The 12,575-nt window shown below is 62.4% G+C and carries 13 protein-coding genes and 1 tRNA gene; 4 read left to right on the top strand and 10 right to left on the bottom strand.

What is annotated here, in order from left to right:
* Positions 1-245: 245 nt before the first annotated feature.
* From SO156_RS22975 to SO156_RS22965, 3 genes are all read right to left on the bottom strand, one after another.
* Entirely contained in the window at positions 246-509 is a 264-nt protein-coding gene (locus SO156_RS22975) for a hypothetical protein (protein WP_458151627.1), read from the bottom strand.
* Positions 510-831: 322 nt separating this feature from the next.
* Positions 832-1,269, bottom strand: a complete 438-nt coding sequence (locus SO156_RS22970; RefSeq protein WP_498536314.1) for a hypothetical protein — start codon at positions 1,267-1,269, stop codon at positions 832-834.
* A 2-nt stretch (positions 1,270-1,271) separates the two neighbouring features.
* Positions 1,272-2,147, bottom strand: a complete 876-nt coding sequence (locus SO156_RS22965; RefSeq protein ID WP_458151625.1) for a formylglycine-generating enzyme family protein — start codon at positions 2,145-2,147, stop codon at positions 1,272-1,274.
* A gap of 255 nt (positions 2,148-2,402) precedes the next feature.
* Between SO156_RS22965 and SO156_RS22960 the strand changes: the two genes are divergently transcribed.
* A complete protein-coding gene (locus SO156_RS22960; RefSeq protein ID WP_498536313.1) occupies positions 2,403-3,329 on the top strand; it encodes a DUF4399 domain-containing protein in 927 nt (308 codons plus the stop codon).
* A gap of 7 nt (positions 3,330-3,336) precedes the next feature.
* Entirely contained in the window at positions 3,337-4,656 is a 1,320-nt protein-coding gene (locus SO156_RS22955) for a caspase family protein (RefSeq protein WP_498536312.1), read from the top strand.
* Positions 4,657-4,745: 89 nt separating this feature from the next.
* On the opposite strand, the gene SO156_RS22950 is transcribed toward SO156_RS22955, so the two are convergent.
* From SO156_RS22950 to SO156_RS22940, 3 genes are all read right to left on the bottom strand, one after another.
* Entirely contained in the window at positions 4,746-6,542 is a 1,797-nt protein-coding gene (locus SO156_RS22950) for a flavin-containing monooxygenase (protein WP_498536311.1), read from the bottom strand.
* 575 nt (positions 6,543-7,117) lie between these two features.
* A tRNA-Leu gene (locus tag SO156_RS22945) sits at positions 7,118-7,202 on the bottom strand.
* Between the two features lie 133 nt (positions 7,203-7,335).
* The gene (locus SO156_RS22940; protein WP_018647371.1) at positions 7,336-7,578 is read right to left on the bottom strand and encodes a FliM/FliN family flagellar motor switch protein; all 243 of its coding nucleotides are present in this window, start codon (positions 7,576-7,578) and stop codon (positions 7,336-7,338) included.
* 67 nt (positions 7,579-7,645) lie between these two features.
* On the opposite strand from SO156_RS22940, the gene lipB reads away from it, so the two are divergent.
* Positions 7,646-8,383, top strand: a complete 738-nt coding sequence (gene lipB, locus SO156_RS22935) for a lipoyl(octanoyl) transferase LipB (RefSeq protein WP_498536310.1) — start codon at positions 7,646-7,648, stop codon at positions 8,381-8,383.
* Here the strand turns inward: lipB and SO156_RS22930 are convergent.
* Positions 8,380-8,808: a tautomerase family protein gene (locus SO156_RS22930; RefSeq protein WP_458148422.1), complete on the bottom strand. Its 429-nt coding sequence runs from the start codon at positions 8,806-8,808 to the stop codon at positions 8,380-8,382. The two genes, lipB and SO156_RS22930, sit on opposite strands and share 4 nt — an antisense overlap.
* A 111-nt stretch (positions 8,809-8,919) precedes the next feature.
* On the opposite strand from SO156_RS22930, the gene SO156_RS22925 reads away from it, so the two are divergent.
* Positions 8,920-9,771: a LysR family transcriptional regulator gene (locus SO156_RS22925; RefSeq protein WP_498536309.1), complete on the top strand. Its 852-nt coding sequence runs from the start codon at positions 8,920-8,922 to the stop codon at positions 9,769-9,771.
* A gap of 3 nt (positions 9,772-9,774) precedes the next feature.
* On the opposite strand, the gene SO156_RS22920 is transcribed toward SO156_RS22925, so the two are convergent.
* Genes SO156_RS22920 through SO156_RS22910 form a run of 3 tightly spaced genes read right to left on the bottom strand, consistent with a single transcriptional unit; the run spans position 9,775 to position 12,448 of the window.
* Positions 9,775-11,211 (bottom strand): TIGR01777 family oxidoreductase, encoded by a 1,437-nt coding sequence (locus SO156_RS22920; RefSeq protein WP_498536308.1) that lies wholly within the window; start codon positions 11,209-11,211, stop codon positions 9,775-9,777.
* Positions 11,208-11,873, bottom strand: a complete 666-nt coding sequence (locus SO156_RS22915; RefSeq protein ID WP_498536307.1) for a DUF4166 domain-containing protein — start codon at positions 11,871-11,873, stop codon at positions 11,208-11,210. Before SO156_RS22915 ends, SO156_RS22920 begins: the two co-directional genes overlap by 4 nt.
* A gap of 17 nt (positions 11,874-11,890) precedes the next feature.
* Positions 11,891-12,448: a GbsR/MarR family transcriptional regulator gene (locus tag SO156_RS22910; RefSeq protein ID WP_458148426.1), complete on the bottom strand. Its 558-nt coding sequence runs from the start codon at positions 12,446-12,448 to the stop codon at positions 11,891-11,893.
* Positions 12,449-12,575: the final 127 nt, after the last annotated feature.

The raw sequence follows: 12,575 nt of genomic DNA, 5'->3' as shown, positions 1-12,575 counted from the left end.
TTGTACTGGCAGTTCTGGCTGACGCTGTCACTCGCGCCGTTGCCGATCTGGGTCCTCGCATGCACGCAGGCGGTGATGCCGCCGGCGAATGCCGGAGCGGAGACCAGGCTCAGCGCGGCACTGGCAATCAACAGAAGCTTTCTCATGGATGTGGTCCTTTCGAGGTTTGCGAGACGGAAAGGAGTGTGAGGGACCGGCCCGGCACGACTCCTTTCCGCGCGATGTGGGATCGCTCAGCTACCGGCTTAGTGGCGGCGCTGAAACACACCGGCCCAGTTGCCGTCACCGTTCTGGCCGATACCGGCGTTGTTGTTGCGGCCGACCTGGTGGACAGCGGCGCCGTTGCCGTTACCGAACTGAACGACCTGGCTGTCGTTGTCGCGACCGCGCTGGAAGGTCTCGGCACCGTTGTTGTTGCCGTTCTGCACGATCGAGGACGAGTTGCCGGCATAGGCCGAAGACGCGAGCGAGAGCACGGCCGCCGAGACGAGGAGGATGGAGCGAAACATAGTGTTTTCCCTTTGGGTGAAGTCGAACCGCGTGATTGCCGTTCGATGATTTGACATAGGCCTCGTCGGCACCGAACTCTGTGCGCGGAGTCACGCATGATGAAGCAGAGCGCTCTTGCATTCGCATCGCCCCAGCGAGCGGTACTCGAATGCGTTGGAACTCGCGACTGAACCAGGACATGTGCGCGTGATCGACATGCGCCGCTGAAACAGCGCTTCCGTATCTGGGCGTTCGAACGTCACGCGTGATCAGAAGACGCGCTCGGGTCTCAATGCGCGGTCGATCACCACGTCTCTTACGGACAGTCGTCGCGCGACCCGTTCAAGGGGTGGGAATGGCGCGGTCGGACGTCTCGGTCGCGACCGCGTTGCCAATCAGGAGATCGATCGGAACGCCTTGTCCGTTGCGACACGTCAGTAGCCCCGAGCCTGATGATCCGGATGCGACGATACGGCATTCATCGTCGTCCATGATCAACATGCCTTCCAGCCGTCCGGACGAAACTTTTACCTGGACGCGTGCCTGCTTCTGCTCGACGCCATTGACGCTGCACAGGCCGACATGCCGCAGCGTGACCGTTCCCGAATAGTCCGCGGCCGGGCGCGATGCCGCTTTCGCGAGACTTCCCGCAATCTCCCACTCGTGGAGATAACCGACGTGCCCACTGGTGGAGTAGGATTGCGCCCAAGCGGCGGGACTAGCCGCAGCCAACAAGAGTAGTACCGCAACCATCGAGCGCATCATTCCCGCGAGCGCCATGACTACTGCAACTCCCGCACGACACGAAAGCCGTTGGCGTAATAGCGGACGTCAACGTCGTAGCGAAACCTCGCCGACGATCTGACGTCACTGCCCTTGCTGAGGAAGTTGCCCCCGCGCAGCACCCGCAGGCGGCAGTCGCCCGACGTCCAGGCCGAGGCATCCTTCGGCGCATTGCGATAGGAGTCGTTCCAGCAGTCCTCGACCCATTCCGCAGCATTACCCGATGTGTCATAGAGCCCAAAGCCGTTTGGCCGGAACGAGCCCGCTGGCACGACCTGCTGCTTGATCGGACTGCCACAGCCGTCGCACTGCGCATGACCAGTGCCGATGTCCTTGCCCCACCAGAACGGCGTTCTGGTTCCCGCACGCGCGGCATATTCCCATTCCGCCTCACTGGGCAGACGGTATTTTTGTCCGGTTCTCTGCGACAGCCAGGCAACGAACAGCTTGGCGTCCTCCCAGCTGACATTGATAACCGGCCGGTCGCCACGTCCCCAGCCGTGATCCTCGGGGCGCACCTTGCACGCACCAATATCCGCGCACTGATCCCATTCCGCGAACGTCACCTCGCGGCGGCCAATGGCGAAGGGCTTGCGAATGCTGATCTGGTGCTCAGGCTTCTCATAGGGCGTGTCATTCGATCCCATCACGAACTCGCCCGGCGGCACGATCACAAGCTCGGGACAATTGTCGCAATCGCGAATTAGCTCTCCCGGCTCCGGATTGGCGCTCTGCTGAGCTACCCTGGTATCGGATGACGCGGAAGGCGGGTCGGCAGACGGGCCGTTGCTCAGCCCTCGCTCGACGCTCGCTGCAGTACTCGCAAATTCAACCAGCGCGAATAGCAAAAACACGGACAAGACAGCGGATCTCATGTCGTGATCTCCGGTCGGCTCGAACGATCGGGAGTATGCACACGTCACATTCAATGCGGCATAACATGCTTCATTCGGCCGCAACCGGCAAGGCGACGGGCGCGGCGCCGAATTTCGGTTTACATTGGGCGGCAAAGGGATATCGTTTCATTCCCCCTTCATTTTTCCGGACGGGGTTACTGTCGACGCGCAATTATTTCAGATTCCCGCGACTAGTGCGGTCCAGATTGTGGTCCATGCATTGGGAAAATTGCGATGATGCAACGATTGCTGACATTGGTTTTGGTTCCATTTATCGCCAGTTTGATGCTTTGCCACGCCGTGCAGGCGCAGGCCCAGACCGGCGGGCCGACGCCGTCGCCGCCCGGGGCTGCTGTTTACTTCATCGGGTTGAAAGATGGCGACACGCTGCCAACCAAGACGACCCTGCATTTCGGGCTGCATGGAATGGGCGTGGCGCCGGCGGGTTCCGACCGCGCCAATAGCGGTCACCATCATCTGATCATTGACGCGCCGACGCCGCCACTGAATTCCGAAATTCCAAACGACTTCCAGCACCTGCATTTCGGCGCGGGACAAACTGAGGCAGAGATTTCACTGACGCCCGGCGAGCACACCTTGCAGCTCGTGTTCGGCGACAAGAATCACGTTCCGCATTCGCCGCCGGTGGTCTCCGAGCGGATTAAGGTCAAGGTGACTGACCAGACCACCCCCGCGGCGGCCCAAGCCGCTCCTGCGACGGTTCAAGCTCCGGCCGGCGGACGTCACCCGTCACCGAAGGATGCCAAAGTTTATTTCATCTATCCAAAGAACGGCTCCTATATTTCTCCGAACCCAGTGATCCGTTTTGGCCTGTTGAATATGGGCGTGGCTCCGGCGGGCTACGACAAGCCCAACACTGGCCATCATCATTTGCTCGTCGATGCCGAGCTGCCTCCGCTCGACCAGCCGATCCCTAACGACTTCAACCACCTGCACTTCGGTGCCGGCCAGACCGAAGCGAAGATCACCCTTCCGGTCGGCCAACACAAGCTGCGCCTGCTGTTCGCCGATTTCGCCCACGTGCCGCACGATCCGCCGGTGTACTCCGACGTCATCAACGTCACCGTGACGGAGAGCGGCCAGCCACCGAGAAAGCGCTCCAAGTACCGCCATCGCTCATGGCGGAGTTATGGATATTGATGCAGCGATGAAACTGCGCCACCTCTTGATCTGCGGCCTCTGCCTTGTCGGCGCAACGTTTGCCAATGCGGCAGCAGCGGAGCGTCGCGTGGCGCTGGTGGTCGGAAACTCCGCCTATAAAAACGCGTCCACGCTGTCCAATACCATCAACGACTCAAATGCGATCGCCGCGTTGTTCAAATCGATCGGCTTTGAAGTCGTTATTTCGCGCAACGATCTTGGCGTCGTCGAGTTCAAGCGCACCGTGCGGGAATTCCTCATCACGGCGGAGAACGCCGATATGGCGGTGGTCTACTACGCCGGCCACGGCCTTGAGATCGGCGGCACCAATTATCTTATCCCGGTGGATGCGCGGCTGAGCCGCGATTACGACGTCGACGACGAGGCTATCGCGCTCGACCGCATCATCTGGGCGCTGCAGCCGGTGCGCCGCCTGCGCTTGATCCTGCTTGACGCCTGCCGTGACAACCCCTTTGCAGCCAAGCTGCGCTCGGCAGGCCGCACACCGGCGAGGGGCGGACTCGCAAAGCTTGATGAAGTCGGGGCCGATACGCTGGTGGCCTACGCCGCAAAAGCCGGCTCGATTTCTTACGACGGCGACGGCGTCAACAGTCCCTATGCAATCGCGCTGCTGAAATACCTTGCCGAGCCCGGCGTCGACATTCGGATCGCACTTGGTCGTGTCCGCGATGCGGTGATCGCCATGACCGGCGGACGTCAGGAGCCGTTCATCTATGGCTCCCTCGGCGGCGCGACCATCTCCTTGGTGTCACCGTCGGACGCACCAAAAGTCGCGCCGGCGCCGCCCGTCGCGGCTGCGCCAGCGCCACCGGCGGTTGTGCCGACCCTGCCGAAGCCGCCCATGGTCAGTCCAGCGCCGGTACCGCCAACCACGCCGCCAGCCGTAAACGCAGGGCTCTCAAAGCCGCCGCCTCCGGCGCCGGCGGCCTCCCAGATCACGGACCCATGTGTCCGCGACGAAGCGAGGCTGGCGCGTCTGCGCGCCAACCCCACGCCAGAAGAAATCATCAACTTCCAACGCGAGGTCGCATGCAGTCGGCTGCGCCCCCAAGTGCAGCGCTTGTTCGAAAGTTACGTCGGCGATACTGCTCTGCCTGACGGGACTTCGGCGCCGCAAACGGCTCCGAAACAGCAGGCGCAGAATGAGCCTACTCGTTCCGAAGACACTTGCACACGTGACATGGCGCGTTTGCTGAGCGTGCGTGCTGAACCTACGCTCGAGGCGATCTCCAAGTTTGAGAAAGAATTGGGCTGCGAGCGGCTCCGCTCCCAGCTCCGCCGACTGCGCGAGAGCGTCGCACCTTGATCTTGACTGAATCGCTTCGGTTCCTAGCCCGGAAGAATCCTCCTCCTAAGCGCGCAAATCCGCCGCGAGCACCTGCGAGCGGTCAAAGTTCAGGCCTTGTGATGAACGGTCTGCAGGCCATAAACCGGCGTCGGGATGCCCTCGGAGCGTGCCTTCAACTGCAGAGAAAGGAATTGCGAGTAGTGGCGCGACTGATGCAGATTACCGCCGTGGAACCATAAGCCTTCCTGCTGTGTCGGCTTCCACATGTTGCGCTGTTCGCCTTCCCATGGGCCGGGGTCCTTGGTCGTGCTCGACCCGAGCCCCCAGACCTTGCCGACCTTGTCGGCCATGTCCCGGCTGATAAGGTCGGCAACAAAGCCGTTCATCGAGGTGTAGCCGGTCGCATAGACGATCACATCGGCGGGCAGTTCCTTGCCATCGTCGAGCCTGACACCGTTAGGCGTGATTTCCTCGACCTGACCTGCAGCCAGCTTGACCTTGCCATCGATGATGAGCTGCGAGGCGCCAACATCGATGTAATAGCCGGAGCCACGCCGCAGATATTTCATGAACAGCCCGGACTCATCGTCGCCGAAATCGAGCCGGAAACCGGCTTTCGTTAGCCCCGCATAAAATTCGGCGTCGTCCTCGCGGATCTTGTCGTAGACCGGCTTTTGAAGCCCAGCCAGAATCCTGTAGGGCAGCGAGGCGAAAATCAGATCAGCCTTCGCCGTGGTCATGCCGCCGCGGACGGCACGCTCGGAATAGAGATCCGCAATCGATGCCATCAGCGAATCCGAGCGCACGATATGGGTGGTCGAGCGCTGCACCATGGTCACGTCGACGCCGGCCTCGTACAGCGCGGCGCAGATGTCATGCGCCGAATTGTTCGAGCCGATTACAACTACCTTTTTCCCCTTGCAACGGTCGGCACCTGGATGACGCGAGGAATGGTGTTGCTCGCCCTTGAAAGTGTCCATGCCTCTGAACTGCGGCATGTTCGGCTTGGCCGACATACCGGTCGCAAACACGAGCTGCTTTGGCTTCAGCGTGATTTCCTTGCCATTCCGCTCGACCGCGACGGTCCATTCCTTGTGGGCGTCGTCCCAGTCGGCGTGCTTGACCGTGGTACCGGTCCAGTAGTTCAGCTCCATGACCTTGGTGTACATCTCCAGCCAGTCGCCGATCTTGTCCTTCGGCGAAAATACCGGCCAGTTCTTCGGGAAGTCGATGTATGGCAAATGATCATACCAGACCGGGTCATGCAGGCAGAGCGACTTGTAGCGGTTGCGCCAGGAATCGCCGGCACGCTCGTTCTTCTCGACGATGATGGTCGGCACACCAAGCTGGCGCAACCGGGCTCCGAGCGCGATGCCTCCTTGGCCGCCGCCTATGATGAGCACGTAGGGCTGGGTCTTGATGCCGAGTTGCTCGGTTTCCTCGTCGCGCAACTCTTTCCACGTTTTGGCGCCAGGATTGAAGCCGTGCCGGGCGCCGAGCGGCCGTGTGAAGCCCGCCTTTTCCTCGTGACCTTTCAGCTCGACCATCGTCGTCAGCAGCGTCCAGATCTGGCCGTTCTGGAGGCGGACCAAGCCGTAGCCGCGTGCGACTTCAGTCTCGAACGAGATCCAGCACTCGGTTACGCCGCCGGCTTCAGTCGCGCTTTCCCCATCGGCGATTTTCCAGTTGCTCGGCTTTGTGCGCGCGAGGCAAGAGCTGAGCATCTCCCGCACCTGATCGCGGCCTTCCAAGGTCTTTATGTTCCATGTGAAGGCAACGAGGTCGCGCCAGTAGCATTCCGAAGCGAACATCGCTACGGCGGCGTCGAGATCACTTGCCGCAAGAGCCGCTTCGAATTTGTCAAGAAAGACCTGGACGCGCGCGTTGAGCGTAGTGTCGAGCATGACTTCCTCCCGGCGGGGTCGATTTCAATCCTTCTGCAAATTGCCGAAACTACCATATCCGAACTATCGAACGAATCCACACTCGCGCGGCCCGATTTCCCGGGCAACCCCATTGGCGCGCGGTGCCCTCAATCCTTGCTACCGAAGATAGTACCTGCTTGTGTCCCCCTAAAAGCGGGCTATTGGTCGTTCACTGAACTTGACTTGCGCTTTGCGCCAAGAGGGTGCTGCAAAGAAAGCGTGGCCCGCCAAGTTCAAGAGGTTGGTTCGTCTTGCCGGGAACGCGCCAAGATGAACGGTCGTGGCGTGGGGACGGCGTGTGCCGAGGATGTGGCTTTTGCGGCCGCAACGATTCCACAAATGATGGTGATGTTCGGTTGGAAAGACACGAAAATGCCGTCGACCAACATCGAAGGACGGCCGCGAGCGGCACGGATTCGACGGCATGAACGAGCCGATCGCTCAACTGCAGAACATCGCCGATTTGGCAATGTCGGACGATAAAGAACAGAATTGTAACTTCTGAGAGCAATTGGCGAAGGAAATCCTGAGATTTCAACGCCCAAGCGTGAAAATGGTGCGCTCGGAGGGACTCGAACCCCCACGGTGTTACCCACTGCCACCTCAAGGCAGCGCGTCTACCAGTTCCGCCACGAGCGCTTAAGAAACCGGCTTGGGCTCGCGCCGGCCGGATCAACCGGCGCCGATCTAACAAATCCATCAGGGGGGTACAAGCCTGCTGAGGCCGCAAATTCCACAAGCTTCTGAGGAAAGTTTCGCCCTGCCCGCGCGGTTATCGGGTCCCGGGCGAGCGCGGCAGCATCTGCTTGACCTCGACCGCGATCCGGTTGCGGTCGACCAGCACGACGCCGCTAGCGACGGGCAGATTATTGGCCAAAACCTTGACCTCGTCGGCCTCGGTTGCGTCCAGTTCGATGATGGCGCCGCGGGAAAGACGTAATACCTGGTGGATCGGCATGGTGGTGGTCCCGAGGACGACCATGAGATCCACGGTGACTTTATCGAGAGTGGGCACGTCAGCACCGCCGCAACTGGAGACTCTGCATTTGCGCCTGTGATGATCACCACGTTATGGTTAGCCAATGGTTAATAAGCCCGAAAACACCCGCCAAGACCTCGATTTGACGCCGTTTTCAGCCTCCTCGGGCCAGCCCGTGGAGTGGCGGATCTCGGACACCCCGGTGCCCTATCCCGAGGCTGTCGCAGCCATGGCGACGCGTGTGGCGGCCATTGCGGCGGGCGAAGCGCCCGAGCTGGTCTGGCTCCTCGAGCACCCCCCGCTTTATACCTCCGGCACCTCTGCCAAGGCGTCCGACCTGCTCGATCCGCGCTTCCCCACCTTCGCCGCGGGGCGCGGCGGGCAACTGACCTATCACGGGCCCGGCCAGCGGGTGGCCTATGTAATGCTTGACCTCAAGCGCCGCCGGCCGGACGTGCGAGCCTTTGTCGCGAGCCTGGAGGAATGGATTTTGCGCACGCTCGATGCCTTCAACGTCCGGGGCGAGCGCCGCGAGGACCGGGTCGGCGTCTGGGTGAAGCGGCCAGACAAAGGGCGGGGCCACGAGGACAAGATCGCCGCGATCGGCGTGCGGCTGAAGCGCTGGGTGTCGTTCCACGGCATCGCCATCAATGTCGAGCCGGACCTGTCGCATTTCTCGGGGATCGTGCCCTGCGGCGTCGTTGATCCCCGTTACGGCGTGACCTCGCTGGTCGACCTCGGCCACCTCGTCACGATGGCCGATGTCGATGTCGCGCTGCGGCGGGCCTTTGAGGAGCTGTTCGGGCCCACCAAGGCCCTGCTGCCGGAGGCCGCGGCTTAAGCAGCCGCGCGCTCCGGCGTGACTTCGAGCTTGCCGGCGATGTAGCGCCGCTCCTGGGTGAGGCCGCCAAAGCCGTAGGCATCGGCCCTCACCTCGTCGACATGCAGGTACGTCTCGTGGTGCAACGGGCCCAATATCTCGGCCATGCGCTTGAACATGGCGGCGAGATAGGCGGCCTTCTCGTCCTTGGTGTTTGTGCCTTCGGACACATGGATGTCGATCCAGTAGCTCGCGAGCTGCTGCTCCGCGAGCGATTTTCCGCCGGCGAACCAGTCGTTCGCGTCGACCGATTTCACGATGATCGCGGTGACCTTGGGATCCTTGTGCAGGATCTTTGCGGTGAGCTCGGAGACCGCGCTGGCGATGTCGGCCTTGAGCGACGACGACTGGCGGGAGGTCGAATAGGACACGGTTATCAGAGGCATGGTCGTTCTCCTTGAAGGGCGCGCTGTCGTCGCGCGCGTCCAGGGTAAACTAGACCTTGCTCTATCATTTTGGTATCTTATCTATGCTGATATCAATGATAACCCACTGAAATGACAGCAACGCTCGACATCGCCACGGTGCAGGCCTTCCTGCTGGTCGCCGACCTCCAGAGCTTTACGCGCGCGGCTGAGGCGCTCGGGACAACGCAGGCGGCTGTGAGCCTCAAGCTGCAGCGTCTCGAAGCGCTGCTTGGAAAGCGCCTCGTCGAGCGCTCGCCGCGTGCGGTCAGGCTGACGGCCCACGGCGCAGATTTTCTCGATCGCGCCCGCGCACTGGTGGCGGCGCATGACCGTGCGCTTTCGGACGAGGCACCGGCCGCACAGTCCCTCTCGCTCGGCATTTCCGATCATGCCGCAGGACCCGAGCTCGTACCACTGCTCGAGCGTCTGCACGCGATGTCCTCAAACCTTACCCTGGCCGTCACCATCGGCTTTACGCGTGAGATGCTCGACGCCTACGATAAAGGCGAGCTTGATGCGGTGATCGTGCGTCAGGAAGGCAGCCGGCGCGGCGGCGAGAAGCTCGCCGAGGACGCGTTCGGCTGGTTCGCGTCGAGACGTTTCACCGTTCCGAAAGGCGAAGCGCTGCAGCTCGCAACCCTGTCCCCACCCTGCGGCGTGCGCGCCATCGCCGTACGCGCGCTCGACAAAGCCGGCATCCCCTGGCGCGAGCGCTTCGTCGGTGGCGGCGTAACCGCTGTGGTCGCCGCCGCGCTCGCAGGCCTTGCCGTGACGCCACTGGCGCGGCGGATTGCACCGCCTGGGCTGGTCGATATCGGCCCGGTGCACAAGCTGCCAAAACTTGGCGCGTCAAAAGTGATGCTCTACTCGAAGGTCAGCGACCCCGCCAAGCTCGCAGCACTGCGTACGGTGGCAGCGACCTTTCGCAGTGCCGCCGCCTAAGCCTCACAAAATCGCCTCGAACGCGCTGCGCAGCGTTTCGTGCCTGAAGACAAAACCGCGGCTCAGCACCTTGTTCGGCAGCACGCGCTGGCCACCAAGCAGGAGTTCGTCGGCAAAACCGCCACCGATCCGGCGGAGCAGGCTCGCCGGAATGCGCAACACCGCGGGCCGACGCAGGCGGCGTGCAAGCTCGTCGGTGAACTTTGCGTTGGTCACGGGGATCGGTGCGGTCGCGTTGATGGGGCCGGCGAGATCGGGGGTGGCGATGACATAGGCGATAAGGCGGACGAGATCGTCGCGCTCGATCCAGGACATCCATTGCCGGCCCGTGCCGAGCGGCCCGCCAAGCCCGAACTCGAACGACGTCAACATGCGCGTGATGAAACCGCCTTCGGTTCCGAGCACGAGGCCGATGCGCAAGCAGACCACGCGAACGCCGTGCTCCTCCGCCGGCCGCGCCGCCTTCTCCCAGGCATCGCACAGCTCATGACTGAAGCAGGCGTGCGATTTCGCGGATTCCGTCAGCACCTGATCGGCCCACAGTCCGTACCAGCCGATCGCGGAACCGGAGACCAGCACGGCCGGCTTGCGCGCCAGCCGCGCGATCAACCTTACGACCTCACTCGTCATGTTGATCCGTGAGTTGAGGATCTCCGCCCGCTTGGTCTCTGTCCACAGGCCATTGCCGATCGGCTCACCGGCGAGGTTGACGATGACGTCGATAGACGTGTCCGGCGAAATCTGATCGAGACTCGTGATCAGCGTCACCGGCGGCGGCAGCATCTCCGCTTTCACGGGATTGCGGATGAGCGCGATGACCTCATGCCCGGCTCCGGCAAGGCTTGCGGCAAGCCGGCTGCCGATGAAGCCGGTCGCGCCGGTGATCAGCACGGTCTGGCGACCGGCGAGCTTGTCGACGAGGCCGTGCGCGGGCGCGCTTGTCATGCGGGCAAGCCGCCGCGTAACCGCAAAATCGCGCAGGCCGCACAGCGCCGCGCCAACCGCGCAGGCGGTCGCGGCAATGCTGAGCAGGCCGTGATAAGCGATCGTCACACCAAGCGGCTGCACGGCCCAGCCGATCAGGACCGGTAGCAGCAGAACCAGGATGGCGCCGTAGTTGATCGCCAGCAGCGTGTGGTTGATCCGCTCGCTCGGCGGCAGCTTGCGGCTCATATCCTCCTCGACGAAATCCATCAGTGTGATGACGATCTCGGCGATCAGCACCGCGACGATGACAACGGCAAGCACCCCATGCACCTCGAGCCAGCCGAGCAGCAGGAACAGCAGCGCATAGAGTATGTTGCGCACGGCGTGAAGTTTCAGCTCGAAACGCTGCGACGGCCGCCAGGCCAGGCGCTCGGTGAATTCGTGGTGATAGAAGGTGTCGAACACCCCCATCACGATCTGGATGGCGATGAGAGTCCACAACAGCGGGGTCATGATACGGCCTCCTTGAACACGGCGGACTGGTGGATCAGCGCGCCGTACCGCGGGTGGGTGACGTCGAGGGTGAAACGGAAGGCGCCATCGCCGAGATCGCGATGCGTTACCGTGAGATCGCCCGGCGTCAGCCATTTCGGCAGCCGCAGCCAGAGCCGGCCGATCTGGAGTCCGTAGCCGGCGCTGCGAAACTCCAGCACCTCGTCCACGACCGAGATGCGCAGCGCCATCGAGACGCCGAAGCCGACATATTCCTCGAGACCGGTCGGCCCCTCGAAGCGCTTGGCGGAGTGGATGACTTGCGGAAAGCCGTTCCTGCGCGCGCAGATGCGCGTCCAGGTCTGGCCGCCGCTCCTCGCATCCTCGGTGACCGTGACGATCATGGGCACGCCGATGTCGCGGCCGGTCGGCAACGGCCCGCCGATCAGGCGCGCGGCCTGCGCGAACCACCAGCCGAGATCGCTGAAGCTGACCTCATCGACGACGCCGACATAGACGACGCTGTCACCGTCGCATACGCGCTTGGAAAAACGCCGCCAGGTCGCAAGCGGCAGGCGCCCCCAATCCTCGTCCGACAACAGCGCACGGAAGCGACGATCATCGAGTAATTTGGTGTGAGCGGGGGACGATGCGCGGGAGCCTGGTAATCTTGCCGACGTCATCGCAGCCCTCCCTTGCGCTATTTGGTCTTACCCAGCGGCAGCAGATTGGCGATCTTCTCGCCGAGCTTCATCAGCGCGATCAGCCGCGGCCGCGGTACTTTCAACATCTGCATGAACCAGTGGTCGGCGAGCTCGGTGAAAGCGAGCATCTCCTTCAGTCGCTTGGCCGCGACAGGACTGATCGCGGGATCATCGGCGGCGTCCGTGACGCAGGTCCGCAAGGCCGCAACCGCAGGATCGATCTCCCGCTCCTTGCGCCGCGCCGCGATGCGCGCCGCTATCTCCCAGATGTCGGTCTCGGCCTCGAAATGATCGCGGCGGTCGCCGAGGATCGGCACGCGCCGGATCAAATTCCAGGCCAGAAGCTCCTTGATCGAGTTGGAGACGTTGGACCGCGCCATGCCGAGCGTCTCGGCGATGTCCTCCGCCGTCATCGACGCTTCCGCGAGATAGAGCAGCCCATGGATCTGGCTGACCGAGCGATTGACGCCCCACTCGTCTCCCATGTCACCCCAGTGCAGGATGAAGCGCTCGACGGCGGCGGGCAGCTTCTTTTTACCGGTTATTTCTGTCATAACAGAAATATCTGACTGTATTGATTTCCTGTCAAGCGGTCCCTTGAAGTCTTTGCCTTGCATACTGTTCCCGGCATTTGCCTAAAAAGGGCTCAGGCGCGCGGAACAAAGATCGGGATCGAGGCGT

It is taken from the genome of Bradyrhizobium sp. UFLA05-125, from assembly GCF_059803515.1.
Note: the sequence above shows the minus strand (reverse complement) of the source record. Positions and strands in the feature narration are given on the sequence as shown.